Genomic DNA, 15,679 nt, shown 5'->3' with positions numbered 1-15,679 from the left:
AATCTCATCCTGATTGAAGATGAATATTCTTGACCACGCCAGCTATTCAGCATCCGACGTTACGATAGAATCTCGAGAGTTTTTATTCCGAGGATTCATTCAAGTTGAGAAAGTGAATCTTACGCACCGACTATTTCATCGATCTGAATATTCACCAATTATTCAGCGTGAACTTATACATCGTCCAGAAGCTGCTGGCGTTTTACTTTATAACAATCAGCAACAACGTTTCGCACTGATTGAACAATTTCGTGTTGGTGCATTAAATGACTCCGAGTCAGCATGGCAACTTGAGATTATTGCTGGTGTACTGGATGGAAATGAATCTCCAGAAACCTGTATTCGTCGTGAAAGTCTAGAAGAATCAGGCTGCGAAATTAATGAATTGCAGCATTTATTTAGTTTTTATCCTTCTGCTGGCGCATGCGCTGAGTTTTTTCATTTATATGCTGCAGAAGTTGATTTACCAAGCAGTGGGGGCATCTTTGGCGTTCCAGATGAAGGAGAAGATATTCAACTCCATTTGTTTGATTACGCTGAAATCACGATGTTATTCAAAAATAATCGCTTGAAGAATGCCCCTGTCATCATGGCATTACAATGGCTTAGTCAACATATACAACGACAATAAATCTGAAAGGGGTAAGACGGTGACTTTTCAAGTCTCAAAATTATCACAAAAAGATTTTGTGATTATACAAATTACTGATACTCATCTATTGGAGTATCCGCATTTAGAGTTTGTCGGGATGCACCCTGAACAAAGCTTTCATGCAGTAATTGACTTGATGCGCCAACAACATCCGCAGATCGATATGATTGTACATACTGGGGATTTAGCACAAAACCCAACAACTGTGACTTATGATCGCTATCTTAAGCATATGCAGAGTATAGGTATTCCCTTTTTTCAGACGCCTGGCAATCATGATGATGTATCTCACTTCCCTTTTCATGGAGCAGATCCACATCAACCTACTGTGGTAGAAATTGGCGATTGGTGCATTATTTTACTTAATAGCGCACAGCCAACAAGAATTGATGGCAAAATTGCAGTGGCTGGCCTTGAACAATTAACAGAATTATTAAAAAAACATCATGATCGCCATATTATGATTGCCTGCCATCACCATCCTTTTGCGATGGAATCTGCTTGGATTGATCAACATAAACTAAAGAACTCATCTGATTTACTCGAAACGATTCGACCTTTTTCAAATATCAAAGCCATTATCTGTGGTCATGTCCACCAAGATTCTATTAACACATGGCAAGATATTCAATTTTTATCAACGCCATCAACCTGCATACAGTTCAAACCTAAAAGTGATAAGTTTGCACTTGATGAAGAACATCCGGGTTACCGCTTTATTAAGCTTAAAGCAAATGGAGAAATCGAAACTCAGGTCTATCGTTTATCAACTTCACAGCGAATGAATAGCTCTGAAGTCTTGGGATATGACTAAACTTTTGATTACAAAATACATTATCGTTTTCTCACAAAATCTGGACGGGAATGACTACCATCTTGCTGAAAAACTCTATATGATGTCGACCCTTGATGGAAAAAACCATCTTAGGTTTCTATAAAAACACTTGCATATCACCATATTTTTTGCGTATAGATAGTACGTGTAAGATGAGGAATGCCCTATATGGCGAATGACAACCAAAATCAAGTCTTGGACGAACAGACAGAAGTGATCGACGATCAAAAATCGGCTGTGAAACGCGTACGTAAAACCAAATCAAAAGCTTCAGAAGGTGGTACAACTGCAAGCTTATTTGGAATTGCACCTTATCAGCCGAAGAAAAATGAAGAATATATGTCTGAAGGACAACTTGAGCATTTCCGCCAAATTTTGAATGCATGGAAAGCTGAGTTAATGTCTGAAGTTGATCGTACATTGAACACAATGCAAGATGAATCAAGCGCACTTCCTGATGTCAACGACCGAGCAACGCAAGAGGAAGAGTTTGCGATTGAATTACGCACACGTGACCGTGAACGCAAACTCATTCGCAAAATCGAACAATCACTTGAAACAATTCAAAACGAAGATTACGGTTTCTGTGAAACATGTGGTATCGAAATTGGCTTGCGCCGTTTAGAAGCACGTCCAACAGCGACTTTATGTATCGATTGCAAGACTTTGGCTGAAATCAAAGAAAAGCAAAATAACGGTTAATAATCCCTCCCAACCTCCCTTTGAAAAGGGAGGAATACTACGAATTGAAAGATTTATGATATTCGAGTATTTCCCCTCCTTTATAGGAGGGACTGGAGAAGGATTGAAATACACAACCATAAAATCTTTATGCCTTACATCGGACGATTTGCCCCCTCTCCAACTGGCCCATTGCATTTTGGCTCCCTACTCACCGCAGTCGCAAGTTACTGTGATGCCAAAGCCAACCACGGCAAATGGCTAGTTCGAATTGAAGATACCGATATTCCTCGTATCTATCCCAATAGTGAAAACCACATCCGATCTTGTATTGATGCCTTTCAGTTTGAACCCGATGCAGAAATTATTTGCCAAAAAGATCGTTTAGATATTTATGCACAAGTTCTTGAGCAGTTAAAACACTTAGATGCGATCTATGCCTGTCAATGTACCCGTAAAATGCTCGGTTCAAATCATATTTATGTTGGTACTTGCCGCGATTTACATCTGGATTTCAATGATCAAGCTATTCGCTTGAAAGTTGCTGATCAATTGATTTGTTTTGAGGATCGCTTACAAGGTCAGCAATCTTCCAACTTAAAACATGATCTAGGTGATTTCGTACTTAAGCGCCGTGATGGCATTATGAGCTATCAATTGGCTGTGGTCGTAGATGACGATCTACAGGGCATTACTCATGTGGTACGTGGCGCAGATCTATTGGATAACACCGCTCGACAAATCTGGTTGGGTTCTTTACTCAATTATCCCAGTCTCAGCTATATGCATTTACCGCTTGCAATGAATGATCAAGGGCAAAAACTGTCTAAACAAAATCTGGCACAAGCACTAGATATCAGCAAAGCATCAAACCTATTACAGCAAGCCATTTTAGCTTTAGGGCAACCGTTGGTTGAACTTGACCAGCCACGTATCATGCTGCAACAAGCTGTTCAACAATGGGATATCAATTTAATTCCTAGAGGCATCCATCTCACAGGTACTTTCTTATAAGCCATAAAAAAGCCCTACTTAAAGTAGAGCTTTTTATTTTCGATACGATTAGAAATTTGATTCTTCTTTAACTGGATTGAGTTCTTGCGTTGATGCATCAATTTTCAGGATTAGACTAATCATTGCAGCACACATCATTAAAGATGTTCCCCCATAACTAATGAAGGGTAAAGTCAGACCTTTGGTTGGCATTAAGCCCATATTCATCCCCGCATTTACCAAAATCTGCATGAGAAAAATAATACTGATACCGTATGCCAAATAGCCTGCACGCAAGTAATTATGTTGCAAAGCACGATGTCCTATTCGAATACAGCATGCCAGCATAGTAAAGGACAGAACCATCACCAAGGTCACACCAACAAAACCAAACTCTTCACCAAGGACAGCCAACATAAAGTCCGTATGTGCTTCAGGAAGATAGGAAAGTTTTTGCACACTATGACCTAAGCCTGTTCCAGTCCACTCTCCACGTCCAAATGCCATCAAAGCATTTGATAACTGATAACCGACTCCTAATGGGTCTGCCCAAGGGTTTGTAAAAGAAATTAATCGTTGAAAACGGAAAGGCTCAAATAAAATAAGTGCTGTAATCCCTGCAAGAATTGCTCCTAACATAATTAGGAATTGTGTTGCGGGTGCGCCTGCCAAGAAAAACACACCAACCATCATGAGTACAATTACAACTGTTGCCCCTAAGTCTGGTTCTGCGACAATAAATCCAACCGTTAATGCCATTACTCCACTCAAACGCAATAAACCTTTCCAATGCGTTCGAACTTCTTTAGCACGGCGAACCACATAATCTGCGGTAAAAATTGCCATCACAATTTTAGCAATCTCTGTTGGCTGCAATGTAAAACCACCAACCTTAATCCAACGGTGAGCACCATTCACTTCTGAGCCAACAACCAGTACAGCCAACAACAAGACCATCGTTACTAGCCATAAAGGAAAAGCATTCTTGAACCATAAATTCAAAGAAACTCTATAAGTTAAAAATGCAACGATGGAGGCAACAACAATCGAAATACCATGACGAACCAAGAAATAAAATGGGTTCTCATGAATATATTCGGCATATGGCATCGATGCGGATGCCACCATGACCGAACCGAAACACAGCAAAGAAATGACGCAAAAAATGAGAATATTACGTGCTGTCATTTCTGCGGGAAGCTTGGGCAACCGATTCAATAATTGCGAAATCTTTTGTACCGTATTTTGGGCTAAATCAGCCATAAATCTGTTCCTAATTTTTATTTTCATTCAGGGCATGTACACATGCCACAAATTGCTGTCCGCGATCATTATAGCTTTTAAACATATCAAAGCTCGCACAGGCAGGTGATAATAAAACCACATCTTCAGCTTGTGTGCCATTCTGAGCGAGTGCAACGGCTTCTTTTAAACTTGCTGCATGTTGAATCAAGGTTGTACCTTGAATTGCTTGTTCAATTACAGCAGCATCTTCACCAATCAGAATCGCTGATTTTACATATTTTTGAATCGCATCTCGTAATGGTTTGAAATCCTGTCCTTTGCCTTGACCTCCTAGAATCAAGGCTAGTTTGCCTTTTTTTACTTCAATAGCAGCACCTAGACCATCAATTGCAGCAAGAGTCGCACCGACATTGGTTCCTTTAGAATCATTGTAATAACGTACCCCTGCAACTGTTTTGACGTATTCACAGCGATGCTCTAAACCTTTAAAGTGTTTAAGTGTTTCTAACATAGATGCCGTTGCTAAACCAATCGCCTCACCGAGTGCCAAACATGCAAGCGCATTGGCAACGTTATGCATGCCTTGAATGTACATTTCAGAAGTTTGAATCAAACGCTCTCTGCCACGCGCTAACCACATCGTGCCATCTGCATCACGCAACACACCATATTGATTTAAATCAGGTGCATTTAAACCAAAACTTTGCATTGGTGTAACATCAGGTACAAGCGGACGACTCAAATTGTCATCACGATTATAAACAACCTTTTTTACACCTTGGAAAATTCGATGTTTGGCTTTGTGATAGCCAAACATATCACCGTGACGATCCAAATGATCTTCACTCATATTCAACAAAACAGCCACTTCTGCATTTAAATGTGAAGTTGTTTCCAACTGAAAGCTCGATAGCTCTAAAACAATCAACTCAGGCTGATCTTTGAGTAAATCCAATGCTGGACGTCCAAGATTGCCTCCAACCGCCACTTTTTTACCTGCATCCTGCGCCATCAGCCCAATGAGAGTGGTGACGGTGCTTTTTGCATTTGAGCCTGTAATCGCGACAATGGGGACTTCTGTAGCACGGCGTAGCAGTTGAATATCACCAACAACTGGAATACCTTTTTCTATCGCCTGTTGAATTTCAGGCAACTGAGGTGCAAGCCCTGGACTAAGAATAATTTCTTCTGCTTGTAATAAAAGTTCTGTATCTAATTTCCCAAAACTGGTACGCACACCTGTAGGGATTTGATCATGCCCTGGCGGTGTTTCCCGAGAATCCGTTACTGCAACTTGGTAGCCTTGTTCATGTAGGAAGTTGACTGCTGAAACACCCGAAATTCCCAAACCAGCCACAACTTTTAATCCACCACGTTGTATTAACATTTTTGCCCCATTTTTTGCAGATTACAGAATGGCAAAAATGTTAGCACTTTACTGTTTTAAATGCTTTTTCAGTTTTCGTTTTATTCAGGCTTTTTTGTGTCAGTGCGTAAAAGTGAATCTATATCGTGTATAGAGAATTGTTCACATTCAACAGATGTTTGCAATATGAACCGTATAGCGCAAAATTTTGAGATAAAAATACGTTTCGTGAGATTTAGTCATTCTGAATGAAGAAAGATAACGCAGTGACAACAACAATGGTTCTCTGTAGGGCTGTGACTAAAATGCTCACCATTCCCAATTAATCAGGGATAAAATAAGAAAATACCCATAAGATGATCGCAACATACATTATCCCATCAATTTTCTTGGCTGTGGCATTTCGTAGCTGAAAATGAATAATCTCAGGTCTTAACCTTGACATCCTCCCCGACCTAAAGAACGGGGATTCCTCCTCCGAGACGCTCATGTCCGAGCGCAAGAATATTCAGTGCCGAGTTTATATCTCGATCATGGAGTGTACCGCACTCCATGCACTGCCATTCTCTTATTCCAAGTCCTACTCTACCTTTCGGACTACTGGAGCGTGAGCCACAGCACGAACAAGTTTGGGTGGTATAGGCTTCATTGACTTCTTCAAACCATACCCCTGCGTTCTCGCATTTATACTTGAGCATGGTTCTTAGTGTTGTCCAACTCGCATCTAATACAGACTTGGCTAATTTTGTCTGTGCTAGTGCTTTGGCATTCACATTGCCAACGAAGATGGCTGCATGTTCATTGACTAGTTTATGGCTGAATTGATGCAGCATATTTTGACGTATATTTTTAATCTTGGCGTGGATTGCTTTGACACGCTTTTTATTTCTTGCACGCTGTGCAATTCCTAGTTTTTGTTCATATTGTCGATAGATTTTAGGAGCTTTAAGTTTTACGCCATCTGAACAAGTGGCTAAATCTTTTAAGCCTAAATCTATGCCTATTGAGGTTTTAGCAGTGGTTTTTTCTGTTTTGACGGCATCAACCACAAGACATACATACCAACGTCCACGACTATCTTCTACAAATGAGCCTGTTTTGACATTGTATTTTGATAGTCCGTAACTATCCCATAGTTTGAATTGATGCTTGCCATATTGAACATAACCATCAGCATACTTCACAGCAACTTTTTTGAAAGGTATCCAACCAAGTGAGCGTCTTGCTGATTTCTTATTGCTGACACGCCATTTTAATTTAGCTTTTTTAAACTGCTTACGCCTTGTGATGAGTTCTTCTGTCACTGCCTGTATGGTTTGGCTATGCAAGTTACATTCTTTTGATGTGCCTTTGGTGTATTGAGCAATATCGTATGCTGAAAAGAATTGTTGTTTACGCTGTAGGTGCTTGAAACACAAATCATTGACATAGTTCCAGACAAAATTAACTTCGGATGCTAGTTGGTCTAGCATCTTGCAATGTTTGTCTTTTATACGTAATTTAAGTGTTTTCATAACGTTATTTTAGCAATTATTGTACTAAATCATCAATCTAAAACACACTAATACGACACCAGTTGACGTGTTAACACAGACACCGCATTAGCAATCCTCTTGCGGAACTTTAATCGTTCCTCACCCTCACAAGGGGGACTAGCGGATTGCAGCCTTATATCCCCGCCCTGAAGGGCGAGGTTTTACGGCTATTTGGATAAAATTGCTTTTAAATGATGAGTTTACGACCAATTTAGAATAGCAAAAATATTCAGCAATACGATGAAACCGAACAAAATTAACTTATGTTTAAGGCTTAATACTTTTGTTTCTATATTTTCTAGTTGATTCATTCGATGACTCTTTATTTTAATTCTTAGGTCATTAAAAAATTGCCCATACCCTAGAATATGAGCACTCATTATCTTTTAACGCCATTTGACCGCTTGAATAGTTTCTTGTTTCTTGGGTTCATTATTATCATCGACAGTACAGCCGCAACCTCCGCCACAACCCACCACGATTTTAGGCTTTAACCACATTGCCAAACGGTGCCAACCCAAACGCTGACAGAGATTCGATAAGGCAAGAAAGCTCGAACTTGCGGTTTTAGGGAACACTTTTTTAAAGACAACAAGCGCGCTCCACAGCACCAATACAGCAATAATCAAGTATTCAAACATAAACCACTCTCCAATCATTAGCTCCCGTTTTAAAGGGATGAGCTACCGTTATGGCAACTCACGGTGAGATTGCTTGCTTAACCCCAAATGCGTGATGCAATTTGGTAAGTAAAGAAAGACATTAAATACGCTAAGCCAAATAAATAAGTCGTCATCACTGCGACATGTTTCCATGAACCCGTCTCACGGCGTACCGTTGCTAAGGTTGCCAAACAATGTGGCGCATAAATAAACCAAACCAATAAAGATAAACCCGTTGCCAGCGACCAACCTGTACCATCCATACTGATCAGATGTGATAAGCCTTGTGCCACTGCATCATCATCAGCGCCAGATAAAGCATAGACTGTACCTAATGCTGCAACGACTACTTCACGTGCTGCCATTGCTGGAATCAATGCAATACAAATCTGCCAGTTGAAACCAATTGGGGCAAAAATTGGTTGTATCAAGTGACCTAACATCCCCGCAAAACTATAATCAATTGCAGGTTGTGTCGCACCCTCTGGGGCTTGTGGGAAAGTACATAAGAACCAAAGTAAAATCGAAAGAGCAAAAATAATCCCACCCACACGTTTTAAAAAGATTTTGGCACGATCAAGTAAACCAATCCCAACGCTCTTTAAATCTGGAATACGATAACTTGGTAACTCAAGTAATAGCGCATGTTGTGATTTATCTTTTTGTAGAAATTTCATCACAATCGAAACACACAATGCACTTACGATCCCTGACATATATAAGCCAAAGAGTACCAAGCCTTGTAGATTAAAAATCCCCCATACCATTTGACTTGGAATGAAAGCAGCAATCAATAAAGCATAGACGGGTAATCGTGCTGAACAAGTCATTAATGGTGCAACCATAATCGTGGTAAAACGATCACGCGGATCACTAATACTACGTGTTGCCATAATGCCCGGCACTGCACACGCAAAGCTTGAAAGTAACGGAATAAACGCACGACCACTGAGGCCTGCTTTAAACATTAATTTGTCGAGCAAAAAAGCTGCGCGTGGTAAATACCCAGACTCTTCCAACACTAAAATAAAGAAGAACAGAATCAAAATTTGGGGCAAGAACACAACAACGCCACCTGCACCCGCAATAATCCCGTCAACAACTAAACTATGGAGTAAAGGCTGTGAAATATGGGCACCAAGTGTCGTACCTAACCATCCAAAAAGACTTTCAATCCCATCCATAAATGGAGCTGCCCAAGCAAATACAGCTTGGAACACAATAAACATCATCACAGCAAGGCTTAATAAGCCCAATACAGGATGCAAAAATATTTTGTCGAGAAAATCAGTACGCTTATCTTCCTGATCAACAAAGTGAACGACATCTTTAAAAATAACTTGAATTTTCTGATGATGCTCGCCCGTTAATCCGCTGAGTTCGGTATGCGGCACTGTATATTTTTGTTGATCTAATGCGTGCAGTAAGTTCTCAATACCTGAGTTACGCACAGCGACTGTCTCGACCACGGGAACGCCCAATCGCTCTGATAATTTTTGAGTATTGATTTGAATTCCACGACGACGTGCTTCATCCATCATGTTTAACACAACAAGGATGGGACGACCTAACTCAATAATTTCTAGCACCAATCCGAGATGAAGCTTTAAATTAGTCGCATCAATGACACATAAAAATGCATCTTGCTGCCCTTCTTCAGCAATCTTGCCTTGACACACATCACGGGTAATTTCTTCGTCAGGGCTTGTTGCCTGTAAACTATAAGTGCCTGGCAAATCCAGCACACGTACAGCTTTTCCAGAAGGGAGTTGAAAATGCCCAACCTTACGCTCAACCGTAACGCCTGCATAATTGGCAACTTTCTGACGTGTTCCTGTCAGATGATTAAATAAAGAGGTCTTACCACAGTTTGGATTTCCCACAAGGGCAACACGTAACGCATCACTCATGCAGGCGCTCCTTCACGTTGAATTTCAATTTTATCGGCTTCAGCTTTACGCAATGCAAAACGAGTAAAACCAATCTGGATTAGAATCGGGTCACCACCAAAAATACCTTTGGTAATCACCTGTACTTGTGTACCAGGCACAAAGCCTAAACTCTCTAAACGAATAGCCACAAGGTCTGGCTGTTCGGCATCATCTACTAAGCGATTCACTTTAGTAATCATCGCCGTTTGCTTGACTTTTAATGCTGACAATCGCACCGCTTCTAACCCTAAACTCTTTTCTCCTAGAGTATACAGACAAATGAGAATAATTACCAAAAACAATCTCAATGGCATTCGCTTCTGTGACAGATCGACAACAATTCATTTTTCTTTTACAGTGCAGTTGAATGAAGGACTTTTCTGATTATGTTAAATAAAAAACCTCGTATACCAACTGCAGTCACAATTCCAGAACATCTCAGTTTTTTACACGGTTTCCGTGATTATTTAGTGGCGCAAACCGTGAGTCCACATACACGTAATGCCTATCTATCAGATCTTATTCAATGTGCTGAGTTACATCCAAATGTGACATTAACGCAATGGTCGAGTGATGATATTGCTGATGTATTAATTGCACTCACTAAAGCAGGCAAAAGCCCACGCTCCATTGCACGCTGCTTGTCTGCTTTACGTCAATTTTATAAATTTCTGAGAGAACAGAAACTCAGAGATGATAATCCCGTTGCAAACCATCGTTCTCCTAAAATTGGACGTGCTTTACCCAAAGATTTATCAGAACAAGATGTTGAGGCTTTGATCAATGCACCTGACATCAATACTGCGCTAGGTCTACGCGATCGTGCGATGTTCGAAGTGTTATATGCCTGTGGCTTACGTGTGACAGAGTTACTGAATTTACGTTTAGAACTGATTAATCTAAAACAAGGTTTTTTACGGGTTACGGGTAAAGGCAATAAAGAACGGCTTGTCCCACTTGGACAACATGCTTGCGACTGGATCGAAAAATATTTAACTGAATCACGTCCACAACTCTATAAAAGTAGTACGGATTATTTATTTTTGACGCAACATGGCGGCATCATGAGTCGGCAAAATTTTTGGTATGCGATTAAACGTTATGCACTACAAGCGAATATTATCGCTGAACTATCCCCGCATACCTTACGACACGCGTTTGCAACACATTTACTCAATCATGGTGCTGATTTACGTGTTGTGCAAATGTTACTTGGTCATAGTGATTTATCAACTACTCAAATTTACACGCATGTTGCTCAGCATCGGATGCAAGAACTACATAACAAATACCATCCAAGAGGATAAAACTACCTTTTATCAATCAACATGATTTCATTCACATGGCATCAGCAAGATTTAACGAACTCAATTTAAATTTTTGGTATGCTTGGTCAAACTTATAAATACAGTATGAAAGGTTGTTTATGTTGTTTACTCGGTCTCAGTTGTTTATTGCATGTGCATTAACTTCAACACTCTTGATCAGTGCTTGTTCAAAAGAAAATTCAGCACAAAAGCCTGATGCTCTGACAGCGAGTGCGCCAGCTACTGGTGAAGCATCAACGTTAAATGAACGTAATACGCAACAACGTCTGGTTTCTACTTTAGAAAAAAATTTTAAAACCGCCAATATCAACGCCAAAATTCTTGCCATTAAAAAAACTGAGGTTCCAAATTTATTTTGGGTCAGCCTAGAAGGTATGGGATCGGTTTATGCGACCAGTGATGGGCAATATATTATTCAGGGCGATGTCATTCATCTTGGAGAAAAACAATTACGTAATGTGAGTGAAAGCTTACAAGCGGGTGAAAATAAAAAGCACTTAGCTACCCTTAAAACTGAGGACCTTATCGTTTACCCAGCACAAGGGGGTAAAGCGAAACACGTCATTTATGTATTCACTGATTCAAGCTGTCCTTATTGCCATAAACTGCATGAGCATCTTGCTGAAATTAATGCAAAAGGCATTGAAGTCCGTTACATCGCATGGCCACGCGGAGAGCAATTTATGCCAACCATGCAAGCGATTTGGTGTAGTCAAGATCGTAAAGCTGCATTCGATCAAGCTGCGCAAGGCTTACCAGTTGCATCAGCAGAATGTAAAAATCCAGTTCGTGATCAATATCAATTAGGCTTAAATATGGGCGTGAATGGCACACCTGCAATTTATAATGTTGAAGGTGTGTATTTAGGTGGGTACATGACTCCAGATGAAATCATTAACCGCCTAGAAAAATAAAACATTCTCTACACCGTCTCACCACGACTCGGGCGACAGATTAAAGATGATCTTAGCCCTAGTGTCTGCGCACTTTTTTAGCTATGATCAAGCTTCATTAAAATGATTGAATAAAATGGAGTGTGACGTGAAACCAGTTCGTCTGGCGATACTCGGTCTTGGTACTGTAGGTGGTGGAGCCCTTAAATTATTACAAGAAAATGCTGCTGAAATTAAACGCCGTACCGGTCGCGAAATTCAAATTACACATGTAGGCACACGCCGTCCACGTCCAGATTTACAACTCGAAGGGATCAAACAAAGTGATGATCTCATGAACATCGTACGTCAACCTGATGTTGATGTCGTAGTCGAAGTGATGGGTGGTATTCATCCTGCCTATGAAATCATCATGGAAGCGATTAAGCATGGCAAGCAAGTTGTCACCGCGAATAAAGCTTTACTTGCTGAACATGGTAATGAGCTGTTCAAAGCAGCAGAAGATAATGCTGTGCAAATCGCCTATGAAGCAGCGGTTGCTGGTGGTATTCCAATTATTAAAGTCATTCGTGAAGGTCTAGCTGCGAATCATATTCAATGGCTTGCAGGTATCATCAATGGTACAGGTAACTTCATTCTGACTGAAATGCGCGAAAAAGGTCGTGCCTTTGATGATGTCCTCAAAGAAGCTCAAGAACTCGGTTATGCTGAAGCAGATCCAACTTTTGATGTAGAAGGGATTGATGCTGCGCACAAACTCACTATCTTGGCGTCATGTGCTTTTGGTATCCCATTACAATTTGATAAGGTCTACACAGAAGGCATTAGCAAAATTACCGCACAAGATGTGAAATATGCTGAAGAGCTTGGCTTTCGTATCAAACATTTAGGTATTGCACGTCGTGCAAGTAATGGTATTGAGTTACGTGTTCATCCTACACTAATTCCAGCAGAACAACTGATTGCGAATGTGAACGGCGTTAAAAATGCAGTATTGGTACAAGCACATGCCGTAGGCCCAACGCTTTACTATGGTGCTGGTGCAGGTGCTGGACCAACGGCTTCTGCAGTTGTTGCTGATGTGATTGATATCGTACGTGATATTTCTTATACCGAAGATGGTGCAGGAACGATTCCACAGTTGGCATTTGAAGCACTAACAAACATGCCAATTCTCAGTCGTGAAGAAATGACGACTGGATATTACATCCGTTTAAATGCTGAAGACCAAACGGGTGTACTCGCTGATGTAACCACCATTCTCAGCCGTGCTGGTATCAGTATTGATGCGATCATGCAGCAATCTCGCTTGAAAGATTTGATTCCTATCGTGATTTTAACAGATCCAATTGTTGAATCAAAAATGGATGAAGCACTTGCTCAAATTCAAGCATTACCAGCTATTCGTGGCGAAATCGTAAGAATTCGTTTAGAATCGCTCGATAGTTAATCAGTTTAAATCTCCCCTCCCCCCTCTTTATAAAAGAGGGGGAACTCCTCCCTTTGGAAAAGGGAGGTTGGGAGGGATTTTCTCTCTACCTCATATTGGAACACCATCATGTCGAATGCCAATCGTTATACTGGTCTTGTAGATCGTTATCGTGACCGTTTACCTGTGTCTGCAACTACACGTGCAATTTCTCTAGGAGAAGGAAATACTCCTCTTATTAAACTTGAGAACATTCCGCGTATTATTGGCAAAGACGTTGAAATCTATGTGAAATACGAAGGTCTTAACCCAACAGGTTCATTTAAAGACCGTGGTATGACGATGGCTGTAACAAAAGCTGTTGAAGAAGGTTCAAAAGCGATTATCTGTGCATCTACTGGAAATACTTCAGCAGCAGCAGCAGCATATGCAGCACGTGCAGGTATTAAAGCGTTCGTATTAATCCCAGAAGGCAAAATTGCAATGGGTAAAATGGCGCAAGCGATGATGTATGGTGCGATCACCATGCAAATTCGCGGTAACTTTGATGATGGTATGCGCCTCGTAAAAGAAGTTGCAGATCAAGCACCTGTGACGATCGTAAACTCAATCAACCCTTACCGTTTGCAAGGCCAAAAAACGATTGCTTATGAAATCGTAGAGGCATTGGGTCGTGCACCTGACTATCACTGCTTACCAGTTGGTAATGCAGGTAATATCACGGCTCACTGGATGGGTTATACCGAAGCAGTTGCAAATCAACCTGCTGATCAGTTTGAATCTGTTATCTATGATGCTGCAACAGATCAATTCACAGGTCCTAAACCAGAAGGTTTACCGACGATGGTCGGTTATCAAGCTTCTGGCGCAGCGCCATTCTTACGTGGTGCTCCAGTCGAAAGTCCAGAAACGATCGCAACGGCAATTCGTATTGGTAACCCACAAAGCTGGAACCATGCAAAAGCAGTCGTACGCGATTCAAAAGGTTGGTTTGATGAACTTCAAGATAGCGAAATTCTTGAAGCACAACGCTTACTTTCTATGTATGAAGGTGTGTTTGTAGAACCTGCTTCAGCAGCGTCTATTGGCGGTGCAATTCGCGATATTAAAGCGGGTAAAATTGCTGAAGGTTCTGTAATTGTATGCACAGTAACAGGTAATGGCTTAAAAGATCCAGATACTGCAATCAAGCAATGCGCTGATGCCGTGATGCTGTCAATTGATGCAACAATGGCTCAAGTGAAAGATTCAATTCTTTCAAATATGTAAGCATAAATTTTTACAATATAAAAAACCAGTTGCCCGCAACTGGTTTTTTTATTGACTAAAGTACAAACTTATTCTTCATCATAGCCATATTGCTCCGCCAATTCTTTTTCAATCGTCTGAATTTCATCTAAACTAATTTCTTTGATTTCAAATAAAGGCTGTTTTAATAAAGGATTAACCGCATACAACCCCTCCTCTTCCCAGCCTTGCATAATAATTAATGTTTGACTTTTATTGTTATATTTTAACGCTTTATTATTTTTTATTAAGGCTTGTAATAATACAGGTTGTTCCGATAAATCTTCGAATGAACCTTTCAATTCAATATCATCATAATCGTAATCTGCAAAAATAGTTCCGACATTCGTTTTTAATTGTTCAGGTTGATCTGCATACACTAAACCTGCAAAAAACTCATCATGCTCTTCCACCCATGCTTGTTTTTTCACTGACCATAAACCATAGAACTTAATGTCTTGATCAAAATGAATTAATTGATAACTTTGCATGTTAGCAAGCTGAATAAACTCAAAAGTATCTTCATCATTTAAGCTTTCAGGCAAGGTTTCTCGAGAAACCTCTCCCTCCTGATAAATATGTTCACCACAACGTGAAAAGACAAAATCATCTAATTGTTTTAATAATGCCTCATCTGCATCAACTAATGATTCAACTTCATATAAAAAAAAGTTACGTGCAGCTTTAATTTCAAGTTGTTTATAGACCACTTCGGCTTGCTGTTTATCATCAAACACATTGCTCATACGATGTCCAATTACATAAAAAAACTCATCGTTATAACCAAAGCTTTTTTCACGAATAACATATTTTTTCATTTTAATTTCCCAATTTCAGTGTGT

At 40.2% G+C, this 15,679-nt stretch carries 15 protein-coding genes; 8 read left to right on the top strand and 7 right to left on the bottom strand.

Features of this window, described 5'->3' with window-relative positions; translation table 11 throughout:
* Positions 1 to 19: 19 nt before the first annotated feature.
* The 4 genes from O1449_RS01165 to gluQRS all read left to right on the top strand — a co-directional run bounded on the left by O1449_RS01165 (position 20) and on the right by gluQRS (position 3,182).
* A complete protein-coding gene (locus O1449_RS01165; protein ID WP_005163115.1) occupies positions 20 to 631 on the top strand; it encodes an NUDIX domain-containing protein in 612 nt (203 codons plus the stop codon).
* Positions 632 to 650: 19 nt separating this feature from the next.
* Complete coding sequence (gene cpdA / locus O1449_RS01160) at positions 651 to 1,466, top strand: 3',5'-cyclic-AMP phosphodiesterase (RefSeq protein WP_269229038.1); 816 nt, start codon at positions 651 to 653, stop codon at positions 1,464 to 1,466.
* 189 nt (positions 1,467 to 1,655) lie between these two features.
* Complete coding sequence (dksA, locus tag O1449_RS01155) at positions 1,656 to 2,189, top strand: RNA polymerase-binding protein DksA (protein ID WP_269229039.1); 534 nt, start codon at positions 1,656 to 1,658, stop codon at positions 2,187 to 2,189.
* 129 nt (positions 2,190 to 2,318) lie between these two features.
* Positions 2,319 to 3,182: a tRNA glutamyl-Q(34) synthetase GluQRS gene (gene gluQRS, locus O1449_RS01150; protein WP_269238932.1), complete on the top strand. Its 864-nt coding sequence runs from the start codon at positions 2,319 to 2,321 to the stop codon at positions 3,180 to 3,182.
* A 48-nt stretch (positions 3,183 to 3,230) separates the two neighbouring features.
* Here gluQRS and ftsW read toward each other — a convergent pair whose 3' ends face one another.
* From ftsW to O1449_RS01120, 6 genes are all read right to left on the bottom strand, one after another.
* Positions 3,231 to 4,424 (bottom strand): putative lipid II flippase FtsW, encoded by a 1,194-nt coding sequence (ftsW, locus tag O1449_RS01145; RefSeq protein ID WP_269229041.1) that lies wholly within the window; start codon positions 4,422 to 4,424, stop codon positions 3,231 to 3,233.
* A 10-nt stretch (positions 4,425 to 4,434) separates the two neighbouring features.
* Positions 4,435 to 5,793, bottom strand: coding sequence for a UDP-N-acetylmuramoyl-L-alanine--D-glutamate ligase (gene murD / locus O1449_RS01140; protein ID WP_269238931.1), 1,359 nt, complete (start codon positions 5,791 to 5,793; stop codon positions 4,435 to 4,437).
* Between the two features lie 434 nt (positions 5,794 to 6,227).
* The gene (locus O1449_RS01135) at positions 6,228 to 7,286 is read right to left on the bottom strand and encodes an RNA-guided endonuclease InsQ/TnpB family protein (protein ID WP_269238930.1); all 1,059 of its coding nucleotides are present in this window, start codon (positions 7,284 to 7,286) and stop codon (positions 6,228 to 6,230) included.
* Positions 7,287 to 7,693: 407 nt separating this feature from the next.
* Complete coding sequence (locus O1449_RS01130; protein ID WP_269238929.1) at positions 7,694 to 7,948, bottom strand: DUF6587 family protein; 255 nt, start codon at positions 7,946 to 7,948, stop codon at positions 7,694 to 7,696.
* 77 nt (positions 7,949 to 8,025) lie between these two features.
* The gene (gene feoB / locus O1449_RS01125) at positions 8,026 to 9,879 is read right to left on the bottom strand and encodes a ferrous iron transporter B (RefSeq protein ID WP_269229045.1); all 1,854 of its coding nucleotides are present in this window, start codon (positions 9,877 to 9,879) and stop codon (positions 8,026 to 8,028) included.
* On the bottom strand, positions 9,876 to 10,136 hold the full coding sequence (locus tag O1449_RS01120; protein ID WP_018679148.1) for a FeoA family protein: 261 nt from the start codon (positions 10,134 to 10,136) through the stop codon (positions 9,876 to 9,878). Before O1449_RS01120 ends, feoB begins: the two co-directional genes overlap by 4 nt.
* 150 nt (positions 10,137 to 10,286) lie before the next feature.
* On the opposite strand from O1449_RS01120, the gene xerD reads away from it, so the two are divergent.
* From xerD to thrC, 4 genes are all read left to right on the top strand, one after another.
* The gene (xerD, locus tag O1449_RS01115) at positions 10,287 to 11,207 is read left to right on the top strand and encodes a site-specific tyrosine recombinase XerD (RefSeq protein ID WP_269238927.1); all 921 of its coding nucleotides are present in this window, start codon (positions 10,287 to 10,289) and stop codon (positions 11,205 to 11,207) included.
* A 119-nt stretch (positions 11,208 to 11,326) separates the two neighbouring features.
* The gene (locus O1449_RS01110) at positions 11,327 to 12,142 is read left to right on the top strand and encodes a DsbC family protein (RefSeq protein ID WP_269238926.1); all 816 of its coding nucleotides are present in this window, start codon (positions 11,327 to 11,329) and stop codon (positions 12,140 to 12,142) included.
* Between the two features lie 127 nt (positions 12,143 to 12,269).
* A complete protein-coding gene (locus tag O1449_RS01105; protein WP_269238925.1) occupies positions 12,270 to 13,571 on the top strand; it encodes a homoserine dehydrogenase in 1,302 nt (433 codons plus the stop codon).
* Between the two features lie 108 nt (positions 13,572 to 13,679).
* Positions 13,680 to 14,819: a threonine synthase gene (gene thrC, locus O1449_RS01100; RefSeq protein ID WP_269238923.1), complete on the top strand. Its 1,140-nt coding sequence runs from the start codon at positions 13,680 to 13,682 to the stop codon at positions 14,817 to 14,819.
* A gap of 68 nt (positions 14,820 to 14,887) precedes the next feature.
* Here the strand turns inward: thrC and O1449_RS01095 are convergent, their stop codons facing one another.
* Positions 14,888 to 15,655: a hypothetical protein gene (locus O1449_RS01095; RefSeq protein WP_269229048.1), complete on the bottom strand. Its 768-nt coding sequence runs from the start codon at positions 15,653 to 15,655 to the stop codon at positions 14,888 to 14,890.
* Between the last annotated feature and the right edge of the window lie 24 nt (positions 15,656 to 15,679).

The sequence above is a fragment of the Acinetobacter sp. TR3 genome, from assembly GCF_027105055.1.
GTDB lineage: Bacteria > Pseudomonadota > Gammaproteobacteria > Pseudomonadales > Moraxellaceae > Acinetobacter.
The sequence above is the reverse complement of the archived record's forward strand: the minus strand, read 5'-3'. Positions and strand labels throughout refer to the sequence as shown.

Excerpts from the sequence above, each read along its gene's own strand:
- thrC (WP_269238923.1), top strand. The coding sequence starts at position 13,680 with ATGTCGAATGCCAATCGTTATACTGGTCTTGTAGATCGTTATCGTGAC.
- O1449_RS01095 (WP_269229048.1), bottom strand. The coding sequence starts at position 15,655 with ATGAAAAAATATGTTATTCGTGAAAAAAGCTTTGGTTATAACGATGAG.
- gluQRS (WP_269238932.1), top strand. The coding sequence starts at position 2,319 with ATGCCTTACATCGGACGATTTGCCCCCTCTCCAACTGGCCCATTGCAT.
- O1449_RS01135 (WP_269238930.1), bottom strand. The coding sequence starts at position 7,286 with ATGAAAACACTTAAATTACGTATAAAAGACAAACATTGCAAGATGCTA.
- O1449_RS01165 (WP_005163115.1), top strand. The coding sequence starts at position 20 with ATGAATATTCTTGACCACGCCAGCTATTCAGCATCCGACGTTACGATA.
- O1449_RS01110 (WP_269238926.1), top strand. The coding sequence starts at position 11,327 with ATGTTGTTTACTCGGTCTCAGTTGTTTATTGCATGTGCATTAACTTCA.
- xerD (WP_269238927.1), top strand. The coding sequence starts at position 10,287 with ATGTTAAATAAAAAACCTCGTATACCAACTGCAGTCACAATTCCAGAA.
- ftsW (WP_269229041.1), bottom strand. The coding sequence starts at position 4,424 with ATGGCTGATTTAGCCCAAAATACGGTACAAAAGATTTCGCAATTATTG.
- O1449_RS01130 (WP_269238929.1), bottom strand. The coding sequence starts at position 7,948 with ATGTTTGAATACTTGATTATTGCTGTATTGGTGCTGTGGAGCGCGCTT.
- murD (WP_269238931.1), bottom strand. The coding sequence starts at position 5,793 with ATGTTAATACAACGTGGTGGATTAAAAGTTGTGGCTGGTTTGGGAATT.
- feoB (WP_269229045.1), bottom strand. The coding sequence starts at position 9,879 with ATGAGTGATGCGTTACGTGTTGCCCTTGTGGGAAATCCAAACTGTGGT.
- dksA (WP_269229039.1), top strand. The coding sequence starts at position 1,656 with ATGGCGAATGACAACCAAAATCAAGTCTTGGACGAACAGACAGAAGTG.